The organism is Clostridium boliviensis (genome assembly GCF_033342255.1).
Lineage (GTDB): Bacteria > Bacillota > Clostridia > Lachnospirales > Lachnospiraceae > Lacrimispora > Lacrimispora boliviensis.
Map to the genome: position 1 here is coordinate 162,229 of NZ_JAWONS010000109.1, position 23,654 is coordinate 185,882.

Annotated in this window: 22 protein-coding genes; 14 read left to right on the top strand and 8 right to left on the bottom strand. The window is 44.7% G+C overall.

All coding sequences use genetic code 11. The annotated features are described in order from the left end of the window. Window positions 1-51 precede the first annotated feature (51 nt). Both RZO55_RS07270 and RZO55_RS07275 read left to right on the top strand, forming a co-directional pair. Window positions 52-504 (top strand): MarR family winged helix-turn-helix transcriptional regulator, encoded by a 453-nt coding sequence (locus RZO55_RS07270; RefSeq protein ID WP_318063617.1) that lies wholly within the window; start codon window positions 52-54, stop codon window positions 502-504. Window position 505: 1 nt separating this feature from the next. Beyond that, complete coding sequence (locus tag RZO55_RS07275) at window positions 506-1,522, top strand: pirin family protein (RefSeq protein WP_318063618.1); 1,017 nt, start codon at window positions 506-508, stop codon at window positions 1,520-1,522. Between the two features lie 509 nt (window positions 1,523-2,031). Here the strand turns inward: RZO55_RS07275 and RZO55_RS07280 are convergent. Next, window positions 2,032-2,829, bottom strand: a complete 798-nt coding sequence (locus RZO55_RS07280) for an ABC transporter permease (protein ID WP_318063619.1) — start codon at window positions 2,827-2,829, stop codon at window positions 2,032-2,034. After that, complete coding sequence (locus tag RZO55_RS07285) at window positions 2,822-3,589, bottom strand: ABC transporter ATP-binding protein (protein ID WP_318063620.1); 768 nt, start codon at window positions 3,587-3,589, stop codon at window positions 2,822-2,824. Before RZO55_RS07285 ends, RZO55_RS07280 begins: the two co-directional genes overlap by 8 nt. A gap of 267 nt (window positions 3,590-3,856) precedes the next feature. Here RZO55_RS07285 and rimP point away from each other — a divergent pair, with 267 nt between their 5' ends. The 10 genes from rimP to RZO55_RS07335 all read left to right on the top strand — a co-directional run bounded on the left by rimP (window position 3,857) and on the right by RZO55_RS07335 (window position 13,653). Further along, window positions 3,857-4,324: a ribosome maturation factor RimP gene (gene rimP / locus RZO55_RS07290; protein ID WP_318063621.1), complete on the top strand. Its 468-nt coding sequence runs from the start codon at window positions 3,857-3,859 to the stop codon at window positions 4,322-4,324. A 29-nt stretch (window positions 4,325-4,353) separates the two neighbouring features. Further along, window positions 4,354-5,511 carry a transcription termination factor NusA gene (gene nusA / locus RZO55_RS07295; RefSeq protein WP_318063622.1) on the top strand — a complete coding sequence of 386 codons (1,158 nt, stop codon included), beginning with the start codon at window positions 4,354-4,356 and terminating at the stop codon, window positions 5,509-5,511. 21 nt (window positions 5,512-5,532) lie between these two features. Beyond that, complete coding sequence (gene rnpM / locus RZO55_RS07300) at window positions 5,533-5,802, top strand: RNase P modulator RnpM (RefSeq protein ID WP_097002829.1); 270 nt, start codon at window positions 5,533-5,535, stop codon at window positions 5,800-5,802. Next, the gene (locus tag RZO55_RS07305) at window positions 5,795-6,193 is read left to right on the top strand and encodes a L7Ae/L30e/S12e/Gadd45 family ribosomal protein (protein ID WP_336624271.1); all 399 of its coding nucleotides are present in this window, start codon (window positions 5,795-5,797) and stop codon (window positions 6,191-6,193) included. The genes rnpM and RZO55_RS07305 overlap by 8 nt, the downstream gene beginning before the upstream one ends. Next, window positions 6,180-9,266: a translation initiation factor IF-2 gene (gene infB / locus RZO55_RS07310; RefSeq protein WP_318063623.1), complete on the top strand. Its 3,087-nt coding sequence runs from the start codon at window positions 6,180-6,182 to the stop codon at window positions 9,264-9,266. Before RZO55_RS07305 ends, infB begins: the two co-directional genes overlap by 14 nt. Before the next feature lie 86 nt (window positions 9,267-9,352). Further along, window positions 9,353-9,715: a 30S ribosome-binding factor RbfA gene (rbfA, locus tag RZO55_RS07315; RefSeq protein WP_318063624.1), complete on the top strand. Its 363-nt coding sequence runs from the start codon at window positions 9,353-9,355 to the stop codon at window positions 9,713-9,715. Between the two features lie 12 nt (window positions 9,716-9,727). Then, a complete protein-coding gene (locus tag RZO55_RS07320) occupies window positions 9,728-10,678 on the top strand; it encodes a DHH family phosphoesterase (protein ID WP_318063625.1) in 951 nt (316 codons plus the stop codon). 12 nt (window positions 10,679-10,690) lie between these two features. After that, window positions 10,691-11,596, top strand: coding sequence for a tRNA pseudouridine(55) synthase TruB (truB, locus tag RZO55_RS07325; protein WP_318063626.1), 906 nt, complete (start codon window positions 10,691-10,693; stop codon window positions 11,594-11,596). Then, window positions 11,596-12,552 carry a bifunctional riboflavin kinase/FAD synthetase gene (locus RZO55_RS07330; protein ID WP_318063628.1) on the top strand — a complete coding sequence of 319 codons (957 nt, stop codon included), beginning with the start codon at window positions 11,596-11,598 and terminating at the stop codon, window positions 12,550-12,552. Before truB ends, RZO55_RS07330 begins: the two co-directional genes overlap by 1 nt. A 57-nt stretch (window positions 12,553-12,609) precedes the next feature. Further along, a complete protein-coding gene (locus RZO55_RS07335; protein ID WP_318063629.1) occupies window positions 12,610-13,653 on the top strand; it encodes a C40 family peptidase in 1,044 nt (347 codons plus the stop codon). Between the two features lie 45 nt (window positions 13,654-13,698). Here RZO55_RS07335 and RZO55_RS07340 read toward each other — a convergent pair whose 3' ends face one another. The 5 genes from RZO55_RS07340 to RZO55_RS07360 form a co-directional block, all read right to left on the bottom strand. Then, the gene (locus RZO55_RS07340) at window positions 13,699-14,409 is read right to left on the bottom strand and encodes an ABC transporter ATP-binding protein (RefSeq protein ID WP_318063630.1); all 711 of its coding nucleotides are present in this window, start codon (window positions 14,407-14,409) and stop codon (window positions 13,699-13,701) included. Further along, complete coding sequence (locus tag RZO55_RS07345; protein ID WP_318063631.1) at window positions 14,396-15,262, bottom strand: ABC transporter ATP-binding protein; 867 nt, start codon at window positions 15,260-15,262, stop codon at window positions 14,396-14,398. Before RZO55_RS07345 ends, RZO55_RS07340 begins: the two co-directional genes overlap by 14 nt. After that, on the bottom strand, window positions 15,262-16,365 hold the full coding sequence (locus RZO55_RS07350; RefSeq protein ID WP_318063632.1) for a branched-chain amino acid ABC transporter permease: 1,104 nt from the start codon (window positions 16,363-16,365) through the stop codon (window positions 15,262-15,264). The genes RZO55_RS07345 and RZO55_RS07350 overlap by 1 nt, the downstream gene beginning before the upstream one ends. A gap of 10 nt (window positions 16,366-16,375) precedes the next feature. Then, window positions 16,376-17,257 (bottom strand): branched-chain amino acid ABC transporter permease, encoded by an 882-nt coding sequence (locus RZO55_RS07355; protein ID WP_318063633.1) that lies wholly within the window; start codon window positions 17,255-17,257, stop codon window positions 16,376-16,378. A gap of 126 nt (window positions 17,258-17,383) precedes the next feature. Continuing rightward, window positions 17,384-18,568: an ABC transporter substrate-binding protein gene (locus RZO55_RS07360; RefSeq protein ID WP_318063634.1), complete on the bottom strand. Its 1,185-nt coding sequence runs from the start codon at window positions 18,566-18,568 to the stop codon at window positions 17,384-17,386. Between the two features lie 437 nt (window positions 18,569-19,005). On the opposite strand from RZO55_RS07360, the gene RZO55_RS07365 reads away from it, so the two are divergent. Continuing rightward, the gene (locus RZO55_RS07365) at window positions 19,006-19,131 is read left to right on the top strand and encodes a TraX family protein (protein ID WP_336624278.1); all 126 of its coding nucleotides are present in this window, start codon (window positions 19,006-19,008) and stop codon (window positions 19,129-19,131) included. Between the two features lie 84 nt (window positions 19,132-19,215). Here the strand turns inward: RZO55_RS07365 and pyrG are convergent, their stop codons facing one another. Further along, window positions 19,216-20,826, bottom strand: coding sequence for a CTP synthase (pyrG, locus tag RZO55_RS07370; RefSeq protein WP_318063635.1), 1,611 nt, complete (start codon window positions 20,824-20,826; stop codon window positions 19,216-19,218). Between the two features lie 342 nt (window positions 20,827-21,168). Here pyrG and RZO55_RS07375 point away from each other — a divergent pair, with 342 nt between their 5' ends. After that, a complete protein-coding gene (locus tag RZO55_RS07375) occupies window positions 21,169-23,556 on the top strand; it encodes a right-handed parallel beta-helix repeat-containing protein (RefSeq protein WP_318063636.1) in 2,388 nt (795 codons plus the stop codon). The last annotated feature ends 98 nt before the right edge of the window (window positions 23,557-23,654 follow it).

Genomic DNA, 23,654 nt, shown 5'->3' on the forward strand with positions numbered 1-23,654 from the left:
AATATTAAAATCACGATTGACAATATCACTAATTAGTGATATATTCAAACTATGAAAAAGAACACAATATCTTATGGAAAAGAAAATGACATCAACCTAAAAGCATTTATCGGACTTAGCAGAACAACCCAGGCACTCCACAGAAGAGCGGGTGCCATCTTTAGCCAGGGTGGTCTCACCTCAGCTCAATTCGCTGTGCTGGAGGCATTGTACCACAAAGGCGATTTAACAATTAACGAGATTATTGAGAGTATACTTTCTACCTCCGGAAACATGACGGTGGTAATTAATAACTTAGAAAAAGATGCCATGATAGAAAGACATCCAAATCCCAATGATAAAAGGTCCTGTATTATTGCAATCACACAAAAAGGGAGAAATAAAATTGAAGAGATTTTCCCCAGGCATGTGGAAGATCTGGCAGAGAGCTTTACCGGACTGAATGAAGAGGAAAAAGAACTATTAGTGCATCTGTTGAAAAATATTAAGACAAGGAGTGAATGATATGAGCAAAAAGATAAAAACAATAGAAAAAATAGGATTTCAATGGGGAATGGACAGTCCATTTCTGGCAACCATGCATCATAAGGACCAATTCCCGGCAGGGAATGAGGTACAGGGACCTGCAGTTTCTTTAGCAGGAAGAAGAATAGGGAATGATTTTTCCGGAAAAGACGGTTTTAGTATGTATCATGGAGAAAAGGTTCCTGGATTTCCAGTTCACCCCCACCGTGGTTTTGAGACTGTTACGGTCGTGCTGGAAGGGCTTGTTGACCATTTTGATTCCAAGGGAGCGGAGGGGCGTTATGGAAATGGAGACGTCCAGTGGCTGACTACCGGAGCGGGCTGCCAGCATGTAGAGATGTTTCCGCTGGTGCATCAGAATAAGGATAACCCTCTTGAATTATTTCAGATCTGGCTGAATTTACCGGCAGCGAGTAAGTTCGCAGAACCCGATTATAATATGCTCTGGGCAGAAGATATTCCAGTGATAAAGCATACAAATGAAGAAGGAAAGACCGCAACCATACGATTAATTGCCGGAAAATATGAAGACAAAAAAAGTCTGGAGCCAACGAAAAATTCGTGGGCAGCAAGGGAAGAAAATCATGTGGGAATCCAGCTTGTGGAGCTGGAGCCTGGGGCAGAATTTCATATTGCTGCAGGATCTAAGACATTAAACCGCAACTTATATTTCTATCAGGGATCAGGTTTCATTACCATAGATGGTCAAAATATTACACCTTCCTCCCGGATCAGGCTTTCAGGAGAAGATTCAATTACAGTGGTAAATGGTGAGAAAACCAGTTTCGTGTTACTTTTAGAGGGGGAACCAATCAATGAGCCGGTCGCACAATATGGACCATTTGTTATGAATACCGAACAAGAAATACAAAATGCATATAAGGATTATCAGAATACGCAGTTTGGAGGCTGGCCATGGCCTGATGATGAGCCGGTTCATGAAAGGGAAACGGGAAGATTCGCCCGTTATCCGGATGGAAGTGTGATAAAGAGGTAATAGCTATTAGTCATAATAGGTCTGATATAAGCAGAAGTACAGCAAAATAGCTGGCTGGATAGAAGGAGCGTTAATGTACTGTAGGCGCTCCTTTAATCAGGCATATGTAGGGGAGGCAGAGATGTTCAGGGGAGTTTTGGTTTTGGGTAACCTTATTTGGGGCATAGGCAAAGTTGTATCGGCTGCTATGCCCCCAAATGGTAAAGAGGGGATCATAAATTTGAAGAAAAGGGGCATACGTAGGAAAAAGATTACATCTATGTCCCGCAAACTCAATAATGGCGGGGCATAAATTAGGACTTATCAGCTGCAATGCCCTCAAGAGGGATAGAGAAGGTGGGAAAATTGTTAAATGAGGTATAAGGATAAAAAAAGTCATTTATACCCCGTAAATATAAACTATGCAAAGGCTGCCGGGAATTAGAAACAGCCTTAGGCAATAATTTAAGGAGTTTTTACCAAATAGAAACCGCCAATTGGTAAAAACTCCTTTTTCATAATTTTATAATTTAGAAACGAATCTTTTTCTCCAGCATCGAAATCCCCTGATACAAAATCGCCGAAACAATACAAAGGATCACAATGCTCATCACAACCAGATCCATTTTAAACACCTGGCTGCCGTAAATAATCAAATATCCCAGTCCTTTATTCGCCGCCAGGAATTCTCCGATAATCACACCTACCAGACAAAGTCCGATATTCACTTTCATATTACTGATAATAAGGGGGACGGACCCCGGGAGAAGTACTTTTAGCAGCACATCTTTTTTTGTTCCGCCCAGTGAATAAATCAGCTTGATCTTATCCGGGTCAGTCTGTGAAAACCCCGTATGGAGTGTCATAATGCAGCCAAACACAGCGACAGAGATGGAAGCTACAATAATTGTCTTAACATTATTCCCCAGCCATACTATTAAGATAGGGGCAAGAGCAGATTTGGGAAGGCTGTTTAACATCACCAGATACGGTTCCAAAACCTCTGATATGCTCCGGCTGGACCAAAGGAGAACGGCAATCAGAAAACCGCATAGGACTACCAGTACAAAGCTGACCAGTGTTTCCATGACGGTTACTCCTATGTGCATAAAGATGCTTTTGTCCTTTACCATCTCAAGAAAGCAGATGGTAATTCTTGATGGGGAACTGAATATAAAGTCATTGATAATGCCCAGTCTGGCACATAATTCCCACACGGAGAGCAGAAGGACCAGCAGCATAAAGCGCCAGACTCTGACGTTCCTGCGGTGTATTTTTTCTTTTTCAATAAATGCCTGCTGGGCCAGGGTAGGATGTGTCTCAATCATGATTCTGCAGCTCCTTCCATACCTGATTAAAAAATATGGAAAACTCCGGCATATTTCTGCGGTCCAGAGGCCGTATGTTCTCGCTGCCGAATGAGGTGGGAACAACTGCCTTTATTCTGCCAGGCCTTTTCGTCAGGACTATCACCCGGTCGGCAACACTGATCGCCTCTGACAGGTCATGGGTAATTAAAATAGCAGTTTTATGAGTGCTTTTTATAATAGTGCTGATATCGTCACAGACAGACAGCCTGGTCTGATAGTCCAATGCGGAAAACGGTTCATCTAATAAAAGAAGGTCCGGTTCCAGTGCCAGGGTGCGGACCAGGGCAGCACGCTGGCGCATACCGCCGGACAGTTCAGACGGCCTTGCATTTTCAAAACTGCCAAGACCGTAAGTATGAAGCATGTGATGCAGCTTTTCTCTGGAGCTGCTGTTTCTTTTATTCTGAATTTCCAGTCCAAGCTCTGCGTTGCCCATAATTGTGCGCCATTCAAATAGATGGTCACGCTGCAGCATGTATCCGATATTAACCTCCGATTCGTCCTTAGGAACGCCATCAATTAAGATTCTTCCCTCATCGGGAATCAGCAGTCCGCATAAAAGTGATAACAGGGTTGATTTCCCACAGCCAGAGGGGCCGACTACAGCAAGGAATTCCCCGTTTTCAGCAGTAAAAGATATATTGGAAAGGGCCAGTGTCTCACCCTCAAGGGAATGATAGGAGTAACTGAGCCCGGAAACTTCCAGTTTTGGTTTCATGGGTCCTCCTTATTTGACAGAATTAACTCTGATATAGTGTTATAATATGTACAAAAAAAAGGAGTGTGAGAAAAACTTTGTCCTCCCATGGTATAGAAACAATTTAAGAAATTCAAATAATAGTTGGAAAAATCAGAAAATATGAGAAAAAACTCTTGCAATTCCAGGAAAAGGGTGTTATACTATTCAAGATAACAAGCATGTTTGACGGATAGAGAGTGGGCGCAAGTCCACTCTTTCAATTTTGTTTGGAAAGGTGGGAAGAAAATGGCTAAAAGAGAAGAGTATGAGGCAAAAACGGAAAGCTTTTTAATGCCCCTTGTGAAAGAGAACGATTTTGAACTGGTGGACGTGGAATATGTAAAAGAAGCAGGAAACTGGTATTTACGGGCTTATATTGATAAAGAAGGCGGAATTACAGTTGACGACTGTGAAATCATAAGCAGGAAGCTGGGAGACTGGCTGGATGAAAAGGATTTTATTGCAGACAGCTACATTCTGGAGGTCAGTTCCCCGGGACTTGGCAGACCCTTAAAAAAAGACAAGGATTATGATAGAAGCATTGGAAAAGATGTGGACATTAAGCTGTATAAGCCTTTGAACAAACAAAAGGACTTCACTGGAACGCTGATATCCTATGACAAGGACACTGTGACCATTGCCCAGGAAGATGGAACAGAGCTTACGCTCAACCGACCGGAGATCGCACTCATTCGGCTGGCATTTGATTTCTAAACAGTAAGAGATATTAGGAGGATAAAAAAATGAATAAGGAACTGTTAGAAGCACTGGATATTCTGGAAAAGGAGAACAGTATCAGCAAGGAGACTTTGTTGGAAGCAATTGAGAATTCTCTCCTTACGGCGTGCAAGAACCACTTTGGAAAAGCGGATAATATCAAAGTCAGCATCAACCGTGATACCTGTGATTTTAACGTTACCGCAGAAAAAGAAGTGGTGGAGACAGTTGAAGATCCTCTGTTGCAGATCAGCCTGGCAGAGGCGAAGATGACAAATCCCAAATACGATATTGGAGATGTGATTCATTGTCCTATAGACTCGAAAAAGTTCGGAAGAATTGCCACACAGAATGCGAAAAACGTAATTTTACAGAAGATCCGTGAGGAAGGCAGAAAATCACTGTATAATGACTGGTACTGTCAGGAACGGGAAGTTGTTACCGGAATTGTGCAGAGATATCTGGGTAGAAACGTCAGCATCAACTTAGGCAAGGTAGACGCCATTTTAAATGAAACAGAGATGGTGAAAGGGGAAGTATTTAAGGCAACGGAACGAATCAAGGTTTTAGTGCTGGAAGTAAAGGATACCCCAAAGGGACCAAGAATATCCGTGTCCAGGACACACCCGGACCTGGTGAAACGTCTGTTTGAGTCTGAGGTTACAGAAGTCAAGGACGGTACGGTGGAGATTAAGGCAATCGCAAGAGAAGCTGGCTCCAGAACCAAGATCGCCGTTAAATCCAACGATTCCAATGTAGATCCGGTAGGCGCATGCGTTGGCTTGAACGGAGCAAGAGTGAATTCCATCGTGAATGAGCTGAGGGGAGAGAAAATTGATATTATCAACTGGGATGATAACCCGGCGTACTTAATTGAGAATGCACTTAGTCCTGCAAAGGTTATCTGCGTTGTGGCTGACGAGGAATCCAAAGAGGCACAGGTGATTGTGCCGGATTACCAGCTGTCACTGGCAATTGGCAAGGAAGGCCAGAATGCAAGACTTGCAGCACGGCTTACCGGATATAAAATTGATATCAAGAGTGAAACACAGGCAAGAGAGTTGGGATTATTTGAAGAGCTGGGACTAGAATATCAGGACAGCGCTAACAGCAGCGAATCTTACGAGGAAGAGTATCAGAACGAATATCAGCCGGAAGAGACCGAAGGCAGCTTTCAGGAATAATGATTAGGATGTGATGGAGACGTGAGTACAAAAAAGGTACCGCAAAGACAATGTATCGGCTGCGGTGAGATGAAAAATAAAAAAGAGATGATACGTGTTTTAAAAACTTCAGAAGACAGTTTTGTTCTTGACGGAACCGGGCGTAAGAATGGAAGGGGAGCTTATTTATGTCCCTCTATGGAATGCTTCAAAAAAGCAGTAAAGAGCAAGGGGCTGGAGCGTTCCTTTAAAATGCCGATTCCAAAAGAAGTTTACGAAGCGTTGGAAAGGGAGATGGAGCAGTTTGGATAACAGACAGAAAATCCTGAATCTGATCGGCCTGGCGACAAAAGCCGGGAAGATCTCGAGCGGAGAGTTCATGACTGAGAAATCCGTTAAGGCAGGAAAAGCATCGTTAGTGATCGTTTCTGAGGAAGCCTCAGACAATACAAGAAAGATGTTTACCAATATGTGTACTTACTATAAGATACCAATTTACTTCTTTGCTGCAAAAGAAGAACTGGGTCACGCTATGGGTAAGGAGATGAGGGCATCTCTTGCTGTCGTGGATCATGGGTTTGCAAAGGCAATCGAGAAACTAATGAATACAAATGCAGGTAGTCAGTGTGAAAAGGATCCTTCACATCTACCGGTATGTGCTGCAGAATGTGCACAGAATGGAGGAAAGCATGAGAGTATATGATCTGGCAAAAGAACTGGGAAAAGACACGAGTAAGGAGATACTGGATATATTGGAAAAACATAACATAAATTTAAAGAGTTCTTCAAACATCACCGATGAACAGGCAGCAATCGTGAAAAAGGAAGTAGGGGGCAGCAGAGGAACCGCACCTGCACGCTCTGAAGCAACGGACAGTGATGATACAGAAGCACCAAAGAAGAAAATTGCGGCTGTATTCAGACCTCAGAATGCACAGATGAAACCGCAGGGTCAGGGATCATCAAGACCACAGCAGAAACCTTCCCAGAGTATGGGACAGAGAGAGCAGAACTCTGACGGATCTTCAAGAGATCATAGTACTGGAAGCCGGGAAGACAGACCGCAGGGCCAGGGCGGCTACCAGGGAAACAGACCACAGGGGCAGGGCAGCTACCAGGGAAACAGACCACAGGGCCAGGGCGGCTACCAGGGAAACCGTGACGGAAGACCGCAGGGTCAGGGCGGCTACCAGGGAAACAGACCACAGGGTCAGGGTGGTTACCAGGGAAACCGTGACGGAAGACCGCAGGGTCAGGGCGGCTACCAGGGAAACAGACCGCAGGGTCAGGGCGGTTACCAGGGAAATCGTGACGGAAGACCGCAGGGCCAGGGCGGTTACCAGGGAAATCGTGACGGAAGACCGCAGGGTCAGGGCGGTTACCAGGGAAATCGTGACGGAAGACCGCAGGGTCAGGGCGGTTACCAGGGAAACAGACCGCAGGGTCAGGGCGGTTACCAGGGAAACAGGCCGCAGGGTCAGGGCGGCTACCAGGGAAACAGGCCACAGGGTCAGGGCGGTTACCAGGGAAACAGACCGCAGGGCCAGGGCGGTTACCAGGGAAACAGACCACAGGGCCAGGGCGGTTACCAGGGAAACAGACCACAGGGCCAGGGCGGCTACCAGGGAAACAGACCACAGGGCCAGGGCGGCTACCAGGGAAACAGGCCGCAGGGCCAGGGCGGTTACCAGGGAAACAGACCGCAGGGCCAGGGCGGCTACCAGGGAAACAGACCGCAGGGTCAGGGTTATGGAAGACCGCAGGGTGGTTTTCAGAACGACAAAGATAGTGATTACCGCAGTGGAAGACCCCAGGGAGCACGCACCAGCAGAGACGGAGCACCTAAAAGTTTTGATACTCCGATTCAGGCAAAACCTACCAGTAACAGAGCTACGAAGAATAACTATAAAAACGGCAGGTTTGATAAGAGAGACAAGGATGACGTCAGCAAGGGAAGAACAGCAGCAAAGGGTGGAAAAGCCTCGATTCTGCCGCCAGTTCATGTAGAACCTAAAGTTGAGGAAATCAAGACCATTATCGTACCTGAGATTTTAACCATAAAAGAGCTGGCAGAAAAGATGAAACTTCAGCCTTCTGCCATCGTAAAGAAGCTGTTTTTAAAGGGCAAGATCGTTACCCTCAACACAGAAATCGACTTTGAACAGGCAGAAGAAATTGCGATGGAATATGAAGTTCTCTGTGAGAAAGAAATTAAGATCGATGTCATTGAAGAACTCCTTAAAGAAGAAGAAGAAAATGTGGAAGATATGGCTTCCAGACCGCCGGTTGTCTGCGTAATGGGTCATGTAGACCACGGTAAAACTTCTCTTCTTGATGCAATCCGCCAGACCAATGTCACCTCCAGAGAGGCAGGCGGTATTACCCAGCACATCGGTGCTTATACAGTGGAAATCAGCGGTCAGAAGATCACATTCCTTGATACACCTGGTCATGAAGCATTTACAGCCATGCGTATGAGAGGAGCCCAGTCTACCGATATCGCCATTCTTGTTGTAGCGGCAGATGACGGTGTAATGCCTCAGACAATCGAGGCGATCAACCATGCGAAGGCAGCAGAGGTGGAGATTATTGTTGCCATCAATAAGATTGATAAGCCAAGTGCAAATCTTGACCGTGTTAAGCAGGAACTGTCTGAGTACGAACTGGTTCCGGAAGACTGGGGCGGAAGTACAGTATGTGTTCCGGTATCCGCACATACCAAAGACGGAATTAAAGAGCTTCTGGAGATGATTCTTCTTACTGCAGAAGTGAAAGAATTAAAAGCCAATCCAAGCCGCCGTGCAAGAGGTCTCATCATTGAGGCAGAGCTTGATAAGGGCAAGGGACCGGTTGCTACCGTTCTGGTGCAGAAGGGAACTCTTCATGTAGGCGATACCGTTACTGCAGGCTCCTGCTACGGAAAAGTCCGTGCCATGATGGATGATAAGGGACGGAGAGTAAAAGAGGCCGGTCCATCTACTCCGGTAGAGATTCTGGGCTTAAACGATGTTCCGGGTGCAGGTGATGTTCTGATCGGTACAGAGAATGAGAAGGAAGCAAGAAACTTTGCGGAAACCTTTATCTCTGAAGGAAAGAACCGGTTGTTAGAAGATACAAAAGCGAAGCTGTCACTGGATGATCTGTTCACCCAGATTAAGGCTGGTAATGTAAAAGAGCTTCCTCTTATTATTAAAGCAGATGTTCAGGGTTCTGTAGAAGCAGTAAAACAGAGTCTTGTGAAACTGTCCAATGAGGAAGTAATGGTTAAGGTGATTCATGGCGGAGTTGGTGCCATCAATGAATCCGATGTTGCCCTGGCTTCTGCTTCCAATGCCATAATCATCGGTTTCAATGTAAGACCTGATGTTACGGCAAAATCCATTGCAGACAGGGAAAAAGTAGATTTAAGACTTTACAAGGTAATTTATAAGGCCATTGAAGATGTGGAATCTGCCATGAAGGGTATGCTGGATCCTGTCTTTGAAGAGAAGATCATCGGTCACGCCGTTGTCCGTCAGACCTTTAAGGCATCCGGTGTGGGTACCATCGCCGGTTCCTACGTAATGGATGGTAAATTCCAGAGAGGCTGCAGCATCCGTATCACCCGTCAGGGAGAAAAGATTTACGAAGGACCGCTGGCATCCTTAAAGAGATTTAAGGATGATGTAAAAGAAGTTGCAACTGGTTACGAGTGCGGCCTTGTATTTGAGAAATTTAATGATATTATGGAAGATGATATGATTGAAGCATATGCCATGGTGGAGGTTCCCCGCTAGGAATCCCATCTGGAACATTCAGAAGATGAGCCCGTTTTAGCGGGCTGGTCTTTTTGAATATGCGGGCGGAAAGCGAAAGGAATAAGATGCGTAAAAACAGTATAAAAAATACCAGAATTAATATGGAAGTGCAGAAGGAATTAAGCCAGATTATCCGTCAGGAGATCAAGGATCCCAGAATTCACCCCATGACAACCGTGGTTTCGGTTGAGGTGACTCCGGATTTGAAATTCTGTAAGGCATATATCAGTATTCTGGGCGATGAAGAAGCAGGAAAAGCAACAATCGAAGGACTGAAAAGTGCAGAAGGATATATTCGCCGGGAGCTTGCCCGGAGAGTGAATCTTCGCAATACACCCGAAATTAAGTTTATACTGGACCAGTCTATAGAATATGGAGTGAATATGTCCAGACTCATTGACGAGGTTACGAAAGACATCAAAGAGTAAGGAGGTGCCATTATGAGTTTCCTTGAAACATTTCTCAAAGATGTGAAGAATGTGGCAATTATTGGCCACGTGAGACCAGATGGGGACTGTATTGGTTCCTGTCTGGCAGTTTATAATTATCTGGAAGAAAATTGCCCGGAGATTGATGCAGTGGTCTATTTAGAAAAGCCCTCTGTAAAATTTGCATATTTAAAAAATATTGACCGCATTGTCAGCGACTTTGGCACAGACCAGAGCTATGATCTTTGTATCTGCTTAGACAGCAGTGATACGCTTCGTTTTGGCGAAGCGGTCAAATACTTAAACACAGCGAAAAAAAGTCTGTGTGTAGACCACCATATTACCAATACCGGATATGGTACGGAAAATATAGTCAAAGGGAAGGCAAGTTCTACCTGCGAGGTATTATTTGACCTTCTTGATGAGAATAAGATCAGTAAAGCAGTGGCCGAATGCATCTATACCGGAATTATCCATGATACCGGTGTATTCAAATACGACTGTACTTCTGCAAAAACCATGGAAATTGCAGGAAAGATGATGGAAAAGGGAATTAACTATTCAAGCATCATCGATGACAGCTTCTACAGGAAAACCAATATACAGAATCAGATTTTAGGCAGAGCCTTGCTGGAGAGCATCACATTTCACGATGGCAGATGTATTTTCAGTGCAATCGGAAAAAAAGACATGGATTTCTATGGAGCCGGCAGCGGCGATATGGATGGAATCATTGACCAGTTAAGAATTACAGAAGGTGTGGAGTGTGCGATTTTCATGTATGAGACTGCATGCAGGGAATATAAGGTGAGCCTGCGTTCCACCACAGACCTTGATGTAAGTAAAATTGCCGTCTATTTCGGCGGGGGCGGACATAAAAAAGCGGCTGGCTGTACCATGACAGGTAGTATTCACGATGTGATCAACAATCTGTCGGATCAGATATCGAAGCAGCTTAATTAGGAGATACAGGCAATGGCAGACGGCATTATTAATGTATATAAAGAAAAAGGTTTTACCTCTCATGACGTCGTGGCGAAAATGAGAGGTATTTTAAAACAAAAAAAAATAGGTCATACAGGGACACTGGATCCAATGGCAGAAGGAGTTCTTCCTGTCTGTCTGGGAAAAGCAACCAAACTGTGTGACATGTTGACAGATAAAACAAAGACTTATGAGGCGGTGCTGCTTCTTGGGATGGTAACAGATACCCAGGATACCACAGGAACCGTTTTAAACACCTGTCCGTTAGAGGCAGGGGAGGAAGAGGTAAAAGCTGCAGTCTTGAGCTTTCTTGGACATTACGATCAGGTTCCTCCCATGTATTCCGCATTAAAAGTGGATGGAAAGAAGCTTTATGAGCTGGCAAGAGCAGGAAAAGAGATAGAGCGGAAGGCCAGACCTGTGGAGATCTATGATATCCGCATAGAGCAGATGGAGCTTCCCAGAGTCACTATTACTGTCAGTTGTTCCAAAGGCACCTATATCCGCACACTCTGCCATGATATTGGTGAGAAACTGAGGTGCGGAGGCTGTATGGAATCTCTTTTAAGAACCCGGGTTTCGGATTTTTATGTAAAAGACAGCCTTACACTTTCCCGGATTGAACAATTAAGGGACGAAGGAAACCTGGGAGAATACATTCTTGCAGTGGACAAGATGTTTTCCTCCTATCCACAGCTGGTAATGAAAGAGGAGTTTGACAAACTGGTTCACAACGGCAATCGATTTATGCAAAATCAGGCAGTAGGTGAATATACGATGTCCGATGGTCCTGTACGCGTTTATGACAGCAGTATGGAGTTTATCGGAATCTATGAACCCAACAGTGAACGGAATCTTTTAAAGCCTCAGAAGGTATTTCTGGGAGGTAGCAGATAATGGAATATATTACCGGAACCAGAGAGTTTCAGATCAAAGAGCCTGCTGTGGTGACACTGGGGAAGTTTGACGGACGTCACAGAGGACACAAAAAGCTGCTTGGGCGGATGTTGGAAATCAGGAAGGAAACAGGATGTAAGACAGCAGTCTTTACCTTTGACATGTCTCCCGGTATGCTTGTAAATGGAATTGCCCAGAAGGTGATCACCACCAATCTGGAGAGAAAGAATAATCTGGAGAGAGCGGGAATTGATTATCTGGTGGAATATCCCTTTACAGAGGAAACTGCCAGGATGGAACCTGAGGAATTTGTAAAACAGATTCTGGTCAGACAGATGAATGCAAGAACCATTGTGGTAGGCACAGACTGTTCCTTCGGATACAAAGGTGCTGGAAATGCAGCGCTTTTAGAGCAGTTAAAGGACCGGTATGGTTATGAGCTGATTGTGATCCCGAAGGAACAGGATGAGCACCGGGACATCAGCAGTACTTACATCAGAGAGCAGCTGGATCTTGGCAACATGGAAAAAGCCAATGAACTGCTGGGAGAACCCTATGCCATCCATGGAGAGGTGGTACACGGCAATCATATCGGAGGAGCGGTTCTGGGATTTCCAACCGCCAATATCCTTCCGCCTCCGGAAAAACATCTGCCGGTCTTTGGCGTTTATATATCCCGGGTGTATGTTGAGGGTACCTATTACGGGGGGATTACTAATATCGGAAGAAAGCCGACTGTGGAGGGGGTCTCACCAGTTGGTGCAGAAACTTACATTTTTGGTATAAATCAGGATATTTATGGAAAGACTATAGAGGTACAGCTTTTGCACTTCATCCGTCCGGAGCGGAAATTCGAGGGGCTTGAGCAGTTAAAAGAACAGATACGAAAAGACAGGGAACAGGGATTAGAATATTTAAAGAACCTGCCGGAAAAATTAATCACTCAGTTGCAGTAGGGAAAGGGCGGTTTTACAGCTCGTTTCACAATCAAAAACTTGCGAAGGAAAGTGCATATGACTGACAAAGCATGGAAAGTACTTGGCTTTGCCATCGCGTGCGGTTGTACCGTATGGATGGGAACAGCAGATGTACAGGCAGCAAGAACAGAGACTACCGTTAAGACCGGAACGCCTGTAGCAGGCATGGAGGTCTACATGGATCAGTATCAGGAATCCAAAAAACGGGAGTCAACGGAAAGCTCGGCCGGTCTTACGCAGGAAAAAGTGAGGTATGGAACCTTCAATACCATCTTCCATAATCTGGGGGTAGCAGAAGTTGAGGATTCCTTGAACATCAGGAAAGAACCAAAGAACGATGCGGAAATCGTAGGGAAATTAAGAAGCCATGCAGGATGCAGTGTTTTGTCCGAAGAGAATGGCTGGTATAAAATAAAATCAGGGCAGGTAACCGGTTATGTATACGGAAAATACTTAGTCACTGGACAGGAGGCCAGAGCAATCGCCTATTATGATATGAGGCTGATGCTCCGGGTAGATGTCGAGACCCTTCGTGTCCGCACACAGCCTGATACGGATTCAGAAATAATAGGACGAATTCATGAAGGCGAAACGTATCGTTACATTTCCCGTAACGGAGGCTGGACTAAAATTGAATACAAGGGACAGACTGCGTTTGCCTATGCACCAGAGAATGCCACCATTGCCTATACCATTCCGGAGGCAGAGAAAAATGGTGATTTGCGGACTCGGGTTGTAAGCTATGCGGTGAAATTCGTTGGAAATCCATACCGCTGGGGCGGAACCAATCCTAATACAGGCGCCGACTGTTCCGGCTTCATTCAATACGTAATGGAGCATGCGGCAGGTGTAAAACTGGACCGAACCTCAAGACAGCAGGCTGCGGAAGGACAGGCGATTCCGTCTTCCAACCTGGAACCTGGTGATCTGTTGTTTTATTCCAGCGGCAGGGAAATCGATCATGTTGCCATGTACATCGGGCAGGGAAAGATCGTTCATGCAGCCAACCGCAGAAGCGGGATAAAAATTTCCTCCTGGAATTACAGAAGACCGGTTACCATACGACGGGTGATCAATTAAAAACGCAGACAGATGCAGCCTGAGGCTGATATCTGTCTGCGTTTTTTAATTTTTGGTTTTTCCCAGATAAGCTGCTTTTACCGATTCATCGGCCAGAAGCTCTTTTCCAGGTCCCGACATGGTGATCCGTCCGGTTTCCAGTACATATCCCACATCAGCCGTATGGAGAGCCATGTTGGCATTCTGCTCGATTAACAGGACTGTCACACCCTTTTTATTGATTTCCTTAATAATAGAAAAGATATCCTTTACAATCAGGGGAGCAAGCCCGAGAGACGGCTCATCCATCATGAGGATTCTGGGATGGCTCATAAGCGCTCTGGCAACTGCCAGCATCTGCTGCTCGCCGCCGGAGAGTGTTCCGGATAGCTGCCAGCTTCGTTCCTTAAGCCTGGGAAATAAATCATAGACCCAGTTGATATCCTCGTCCAGATTGTCATTCCTTAAATAAGCACCGATCTTGATGTTTTCTATGACTGTCATATCCGGAAATACCCGGCGGCCTTCCGGAACCAGTGCGATTCCCTTTGAAACAATGTCCGGCGTATCCATTCCGATTAACTCCTGACCGTCCAGAGTAATACTGCTTCCTGCAGAAGGCTTTGTAAGGCCTGCAATGGAGCGGAGGGTAGTACTTTTTCCTGCTCCGTTTGCACCGATTAACGTCACAATGCTTTTATCCGGAACTTCAAAGGAAATTCCTTTTACTGCTTCAATTCCGCCGTAGTTTACTCTTAAGTTATCAATCTTCAGCATCGTCACTCACCCCCAGATATGCTTCAATTACCCGTTCATTATTCTGGATCTCTTCCGGTGTACCCTGTGCAATCAGTTTACCGAAATCCAGAACATAGATGCGGTCGGAGATCTGCATAACCAGATCCATATGGTGTTCAATCATTAAAACGGTCAGATGGTAGGAATCCCGGATCTGTTTAATAAAATCCGTAAGCTCCTGGGTTTCCTGAGGATTCATTCCTGCAGCCGGTTCGTCAAGAAGTAAGAATTTCGGTTCTGTAGCAAGCGCTCTGGCTATTTCTAACCGTCTCTGAAGACCGTAGGGGAGAGAAGCGGCAATTTCATCTTTTAAATGAAGCAGGTTCTGCTCTTGTAGCAGAGCTGTAGTCTCTTCCCGCATTCTGGTCTCTTCCTTATGGTTCAGCCGCAGGGTAGCAGAAAATACATTCTGTTTTGCACGCATGTGCTTTGCGATCAGCACGTTGTCAAAGACGGTCAGCTGTCCGAAGAGCCTGATATTCTGAAACGTACGGGCAATTCCCTTTTTTGTGATGATATCCGGTGTATTGCGCACGATGGAAAGAGGTCTGGGCGTTACTTCTCCCAGATACATTTTCTGCATTTTGCCCTTAGGTGTATTGGCGAGTATGGTTTCATCCTGAAATTTCACTTCTCCGAAGGTGGGCTCATAAATGCCGGTTACACAGTTAAATGCAGTGGTTTTTCCGGCACCGTTGGGACCGATTAAAGCGACGATTTCTCCCTCATTCACATCGAGAGTCAAGCCGTTTACCGCAACAACTCCGCCGAACTGCATGGTTACGTCCTGCATATGAAGTATGTTTGCACGGGTTTTAGCTGTAGCTGACATTATGCGTTTTCTCCCTTCTGTGCTTTATTTTTCTTCTTAAATTTTTGTGGAATTCTTTTTATCAGCCGAAAGAGGCCTTCCCAGGAAAATTCATTACTTCCCATAATTCCTCTGCGGTAGAAAAGCACCACCGCCATAAGAAGGATAGAGAAGATTACCATACGAAATCCGGAACGGAACAGAGGGATCTGAATACCGCCGATGTAAAGGGGATTATCAAAGAATCTCAGCCATTCCCTTCCTGCAGTGACCAGGAATGATCCGATGACGCTTCCGGTGATGCTTCCGATTCCGCCCAGTACAACAATCAGCAGGATATCATAGGTAAGGTTGATGGAAAAAGTCTTGGATTCAATGGAACGCATGAAGATTGCCAGAAGACCTCCGCCTACACCGGTGAAAAAGGAAGAAATAATAAATGCCAGCTCTTTATAGTGGAACAGGTTCAGCCCCATGGCCTGTGCTGCCACTTCATCCTCACGAAGAGCCTTAAATGCCCGGCCATAAGAGGAATTGATCAGCAGAACCATTAAAAGGATACAGAGGGCACAAAGTCCGAATGCAGCATAAAGGTTCGGGAAACCGGGAATGCTTTTTAATCCATAGGAGCCGTTGGTGATCTTGTTTAACTGGGGGGCAGCGATGACGGCCCGGATGATTTCGGAGAATCCCAGAGTGGCAATTGCCAGATAATCACTTTTTAAACGGAGAACCGGAATACCGATTAAAGCGGCAACTGCCGCTGCAATCAGTCCTGCAATGATCAGTGCAAGCCAGTACGGACACTCCAGATTAGCGAGGAAAGGCGCAATTCCGTCTACATAGTAAACGCTGGCTCTGGTTTCAGCCGGAATGGTGAGAATGGCAACTGTATAGGCGCCAATTGCCATAAAGCCAGCCTGACCAAGGGAAAACAGACCGGTAAAACCTGTCAGTAAGTTCATGGAAACTGCCACCACTGCATAAATGGCGCTTCGCTCCAGAATAGAGATCTGATAGCTGTACTGCGCACTGTTTGCCTGTAAAAAGCCCAGAATTCCGATGATGAATAATAAAGCTATCAGGGTATAAAGCCTGTTTTTGGAAAATACGTTCTTTTTCATAGATGACACCTCACACTTTATCGGTTGTCTTCTCACCAAACAGGCCGGTTGGCTTGATCAGGAGAATGACGATTAACAGAACAAAGGTAAATGCGTCGCTGAAGGTGGAATAACCCATAGCGACCAGAGCAGTTTCCCCAAGTCCCAGGATAAATCCGCCGATCACAGCGCCGGGAATGCTTCCGATTCCTCCGAACACGGCAGCTACGAAACATTTCAGGCCTGGTAAGGAGCCGGAGAATGGAAAAACGGTCATACGGTCTGTAAAATACAGGACAGAGCCGACAGCAGCCAGAAGAGAGCCGATGGCAAATGTAAAGGTGATGACACGGTTGATCTTGATTCCCATTAAGGAAGCAGTATCGTAATCTCTGGAAACAGCACGCATAGCCATGCCGATTTTAGTCTTGTTAATCAGAACAATCAGGGCGTATACAATGATTAAAGTCAGCACAGGTGTAAGAAATGTAACAAAGGATGCGGAAAGACCGCCGATTTTAAAGATCTTCTTTAAAAATGGAATCTCCGGATAACCCTTTGGAAGGGCCGTAAATAAGTATGTGGCCAGATTCTGCAGAAGGTAGGAAACACCGATTGCAGAGATCATAACAGACATCCTTGGTGCGGTACGTAAGGGACGGTATGCCACCCGCTCAATGGAAACACCTAAAAAGACGGTGATGAGTAAAACGATGGGAATGGCGATAAACCATGGAAACACAGCCATTGCAAAGATCATAAAATAGCCTGCCATCATAAAGATGTCACCGTGCGCGAAATTGATGAGCCGCAGGATGCCGTAAACCAGTGTGTAACCAATGGCAATCAGTGCGTAAGCACCGCCTAAGGAGATACCGGTCAGGCACTGCTGTAAAAAGGTTGAAAGACTCATGTGGCAAAATGCCTCCTATCTGTTTAGTATGGAATATTCATAATAGCAGCCTGCAAATGGAACGAGTGGGGAAAAAAAACTATCCCCACTCATCCGTACGTGACTGCTTTGCCGCGGTATGTGCGTTTATTTTGATTTTACTGTAGTCGTTGTTAAGAATTTGAATTTGCCGCCTTCAACGGTCTTGATAAATGCCATGTCTTTCTTTGCATCGCCGTTCTCGTCAAAGGAAATGCTTCCTGTAACGCCGTCAATGGAAACGTTCTTTAAGGCATCGCGGATTGCTGTGCCATCTGTAGAGCCAGCAGTTTCAATTGCCTTAAGAGCACTTAAGTATGCGTCATAGCCGAGAGCGGATACGGCAGGAATGATTTCGTCCTGTTTCTGTTCTTTTAAGTATGTCTTAAAGCCGGAGATGAAAGAAGCGGCTTCATCATTGGCAGGCTCTGCTTCATCAAAGAAAGTGGAAAGTACGATGCCCTCTGCAGAGTCACCGGCATTTTCAATGATGGTTGAGTTCTCCCATGTATCACCAGCAGCGATAGTTGCTGTAATTCCAAGCTCACGTGCCTGCTTGATGATAAGCGGAGCAGTTGTGATGGAAGAAGGTGCAAAGATGATGTCAGGGTCTTGTGCTTTTATATTGGTTAAAATTGCTTTAAAGTCTGTCTGGTTGGTCTGGAACTGTTCTTCACTGACCACTGTTCCGCCAAGTTTGGTAAAGGAAGTCTTAAAGAAAGAACCAAGTCCTGAGGAATAATCATCTCCGAGCTGGGTGATAATGGCTGCCTTCTTTGCCCCATTGTCATTGGCATAGTTTGCCATAACAGTGCCCTGGAACGGATCAAGGAAGCACACACGGAAGTAGAAATCGTTGCCCTGGGTTACCTGAGGATTGGTACAGGAAGCTCCGATTGCAGGAATCTTTGCATCTGCGAAGATCTGTCCGGCTGCAATGGATACTCCGGAGCCATAGCTGCCAAGCACAGCGGATACTTTTTCACTGACAAGCTTCTGAGCTGCATTAACGCCTTCTGTCTTATCCGATTTATTATCGACTTCCACTAATTTAACCTGATATTCTTCCCCGCCAATCTTCACGGTTGGGTGAGTCTGGTTGGCATAACGGATTCCTAAAATTTCCTGCATTCCGCCGCCGCCGTTCTCTCCGGTGGTTGGTTCGTATACTCCGATTTTAATAACTTTCTCGCCGTTTCCCTGTGCAGTCTGGGGGCTGGAGCTGCAGCCGGCAATTACACCGGCACTTAAGCATGCTGCCATAGTCAGTGCAAAAACTTTTCTCAATTTCATAAGTTTATCCTCCTTTTTGTGTATCTCATAGAAAAACAACTGTCCTCCGTATAGACACACGCTGCATATTATTATATCAGAAGATAGGAAAAGTGCAAGAAAAAAATAAAAGAAAATAATAATATAAAGTAATTTCTTATTTTCAGAATGCTGATATGCTGGTGCAGATAATGTAAACATATGCATATGTGAAGTGAATAAGGAGTAACATCAATATCTTATAGCATTACTAATAAAAGTTCAAAAGACTTAAAAGTAAATTTATGTAGTTATACTAAGTGGGGAAATGTTAACTATGGTGTAAAAAAAGTTACAATACCTGCAAATGGCAAGACATCATCTAGTTTTTCTGAATTAAGTAGCAGTAAATATTATTTTATTGAATTTGCTGCTCCATCAAATTTTAGTGGATAGACCGATATTCGATCCAATGGATGATGATAGGGGCTTTGCCATTTATTTCATTATACAACGGGGGAAAAGGAAAAAGCATGAAGTATTTTTTTTATATTTTTTATCCTGCCCATATCTTAATATTCTTTATTCTAAGCAGAGTGTATTAAAAATCGGCAATGATCTGATTTTTCATAAAATAAAAAGAGAGCCCGCCTCCTGGTAAAAGAGAGCGGACTCTATTTTTATTAAATTCAGTTTATTTCATTATGCTCAACAGCGGCGCGGATGAATTCTCTAAACAAAGGATGAGGTCTGTTTGGTCTGGATTTCAGCTCAGGGTGTGCCTGAGTCGCAATAAACCATGGGTGTGTCGGGATTTCAATCATTTCAACAATCCGTCCGTCCGGAGATATACCGGATAAGGTCATTCCTGCTTTAGTTAAGGCATCACGGTACTCATTGTTAACCTCATATCTGTGTCTGTGGCGTTCGTGAATCAGTTCCTCTCCATATACTTCATAGGATTTGGAAGACTTGTCCAGAACACATGGATAAGAACCAAGGCGAAGGGTTCCGCCGATATCCTCGATGCCGTCCTGGTCAGGCATTAAATGAATGACCGGATGAGTGGTGCTTTCATCAAGCTCTACAGAATGTGCATCATTAAAACCGACTACATTGCGGGCAAATTCCACGATTGCCATCTGCATGCCGAGACAAAGACCGAGGAACGGAATGTTGTTTTCCCTTGCATAACGGATTGTGGATATCTTGCCTTCGATTCCGCGGCTTCCAAAGCCTCCCGGAACCAGAATTCCGTCTACATCATTAAAGTATTCGGAAACGTTCTCGTCAGTAACAAGCTCTGAATCCACCCACTTGATATGAACTTCGGCGTGACTTACTACTCCGCCGTGTTTTAATGCTTCCACTACGGATATATAAGCGTCGTGAAGCTGGATGTATTTTCCTACAAGGGCAACGGTTACTTCCTTCTCCGGATGTTTCCAGTGATCGATCATTGCAGCCCAATCCTTTAAATCAGGTTCCGGGCATGGTAAATGTAAGCTCTCGCATGCAACCTGAGCTAAATGTTCCTCTTCCATTACAAGAGGGAGTTCGTATAATACTTCCACATCGAGATTTTGTATTACGTGTGTCTTGGGAACATTACAGAATTGTGCGATTTTGCTGCGGATTCCGTCATCAAGGGGCAGTTCGGAACGGCATACGATGATGTCGGGCTGGATACCCATTCCCTGCAGATCTTTTACGCTGGCCTGGGTGGGTTTAGTTTTCAGTTCGCCGGAAACTTTCAGATATGGAACCAGGGTCACGTGAATAAGAATCGCATTTTCGTGGCCTACGTCATGTTGGAATTGTCGGATCGCCTCTAAGAAAGGCTGGCTTTCAATGTCGCCTACCGTTCCGCCTACTTCTATAATAGCTATCTCAGTATCGGAGGAGTTGGGATTGTGGTGGAAACGGCTCTTTATTTCGTCGGTAATGTGAGGGATAACCTGTACGGTGCCTCCCCCGAAATCCCCGCGCCGTTCACGGGTCAGTACGTTCCAATAAACTTTACCAGTGGTAACATTGGAATTTTGTGTTAAGCTTTCGTCGATAAACCGCTCGTAGTGACCAAGATCAAGGTCTGTTTCTGCGCCGTCCTCTGTGACGAAGACTTCTCCATGCTGAACCGGATTCATAGTACCTGGATCAATGTTGATGTATGGATCAAATTTTTGCATTGTTACTTTGTAGCCTCTGGCTTTCAACAATCGTCCAAGCGATGCTGCGGTAATACCTTTGCCAAGTCCGGATACAACGCCTCCGGTGACAAATACGTATTTCACTGACATAACAGTGTAACCTCCTTCTGTGATGGTATGGGGATATTTTCAAAAAAAATATTATACTGCTATTTTAAGAAAAAATCTAGTGCATATTGAAAAAAACTTATAAAAAAATAAAAAAAATATTAACGTGATCAAACACGGAACGTATATAGAATGTATATCTGATAAATATATGTGCTAAATGCATTGAAAACGCTGGCAAATTATGGTATTATAGTTTATATTGCACAATGTAAGCGCTTACATGCTGTGCAGGGGGACTTTTCTTCTTAATTATTTTTTTGATAAAAATATGGGAAAAGACTGATTACTTGTAGAAAGCTGATAATGCAGAAGGAGGTTTTTATGAAGGGTTTTGGAAAAGCGCTGGCACTTTGCTGTCTTTGCGGAGTATCGCTGTCGGCAGGCATAAGTGCGTATGGAGCATCTGCGAATCAAAGTATGATAGCGGACAAAGAACACCCGTGGACATTTACTTATTTTGGAACATCTACCGGAGAAGCTGTAAATACAATAAAGGACGGCAGTTCCGTTGACACTGGGGTGGGATTGACCTCATGCTCTGTAAAGGGTGACGGAAGCATTGAAAAAAAAGGTGGTAAATTTGTTTCAACAGATGGATATGATGGAATTTCATATTACTACACAACACTTGATCCGGAAAATGAGAACTTCTCCCTGAAAGCAGACATAACTGTGGACTATATCAATCCAACACCTGACGGTCAGGAAGGCTTTGCATTACTGGCGCGGGACAGCATTGGTGAGGATAAAGTGAGCAGTAAACCATTTTACACCAATTCCATGGCGGCAATTGGAACGAAATTAAACTATACTGCAGAAGACGGTTCCAACTCCAGTATAAAGGACGGGGTTGGCTTCCGCTTTTTTTCCGGTATTTCATCTGCAGAAAGCGCACCTGCCAAAAATACTTTTACAGCAGATAACGGAGCACTTGATCCGTCTGAGAAAATAAAAGCAGGAAAGACCTACACCATGATCCTGAAACGTACCAATACAGGATATCACGCTTTATTTGTGGATGAAAAGGGAGAGACGAAAGAAGAGGTTTATTATCTGGATGGGAAAGAAGATCCCCTCTGCAAAATAGATAAGGATCATATTTACGTAGGATTTGCAGTGGCAAGAGGCTGTAATGCCACCTTTTCCAATATTGAATTTTCAGTAACAGACAGGAAAACAGATCCGCCGGCAAAGCCTCATCCGATTACATATATAGATCCGGACTTCAGGATTACATCCGCATCTACATCAGGCACTGAAAATTATAAGATGGTATTTAAGGCGAACGCAGACGGCGTGGCGATTCCCAAACTGAATGGAATGACTATGGAATACAAGAATTTGAAGGCAGGAACTGAATTGGTACAGCCATTATATCTGAAAGAAGGCGTGAATCAGGTATCTGTTGTATTTGTGCCGTCCTCAACCTTTGAGCCGGCTCCATATACAAAACTGAAGTCCTATTATACCCAGACAATTACAAAAGAAGTAATCAGAAAGACTTATAATGGCTCCGTTATCTATGTATCTCCAAATGGAACCTCTGATGGAGAAGGAACAGACCAGTCCCCGATTTCTGTTACAGAAGCAGTGAAATATGCAGCACCGGGACAGAGTATTTACCTGGAACCAGGGGTGTATAAACTTTCCGGACTGAAGGCGGAAAGAGGCATTGACGGATTAAAAGATCAGATGATTACGATGGAAACGGATCCCCAGAAGGAAGGGCGCGCTGTATTTGATTTTGAAGGACAGGGCAGCGGAATGCAGCTTTGGGGAAGTTACTGGCATTTAAAAAATGTAGACATTACAAGAACCATGGATTTAAAAGCTGGACTTCAGGTGGCAGGCAATAACAATCTGATCGAACTGGTTCAGGCGTATGATAATGGAAATACCGGAATTCAGATCAGCGGAACATCGGAAGAAACCTTTGAAAAATGGCCTTCTGGAAACCTTATCTTAAACTGTACTTCCTATAATAACTCTGACGCCGCCATGGAAGATGCGGATGGATTCGCAGCAAAGCTGACATGCGGAGAGGGAAATGTATTTGACGGCTGCATGGCATATAACAATGCCGATGATGGCTGGGACTTTTTTGCCAAGGTGGGAAGCGGCCAGATCGGAGCTGTAACAATTAAGAACTGTGTTGCTTATCAGAATGGTTATATCAGGAAAAACGGACAGCTCATTGAAGCAGGAAACGGCAATGGATTTAAGATGGGAGGATCTGGTATCTCCGGACATCATGTGCTGATAAACAGTATTTCCTATGAAAATAAAGCGAAAGGTATTGATTCCAATTCATGCCCGGATATTGAGGTATACCGTTCCATTTCCTATAATAACAAAGGATCCAATGTGGCACTGTATAGCAACAAGGGAGTGAAGACTGCATTTAAAGCAGATGGTATTATTTCCTACAGAGATAAATACCTTGACATAGCGGAGCGGATTGAATTAAACGGACAAGAGGCAGGGGATATTTTTACGGATAACAATTATTTATATCAGAATAATAAATCAGTAAACAGCCTGGGTGAGACAATTACCCCTTCCATGTTTGAAAGTCTGGATACAGGAAGAATGCCGCAGCGTCTTTTGGATGGTTCCATCGATATGAAGGGATTGCTGATGCTGACTGCTCTTGCACCACAATATGCAGGCGCAAGAAAAGGGGGAACACCGGTCCGTCCCGTGCAGTAATGCTGATGTCACATTCAATAATATAAATCTGCCCCTTGAATAAGCTGAAAAAACAGAAATTATATTGACAAGCAGAAAAAGGATGCTATACTGATTAA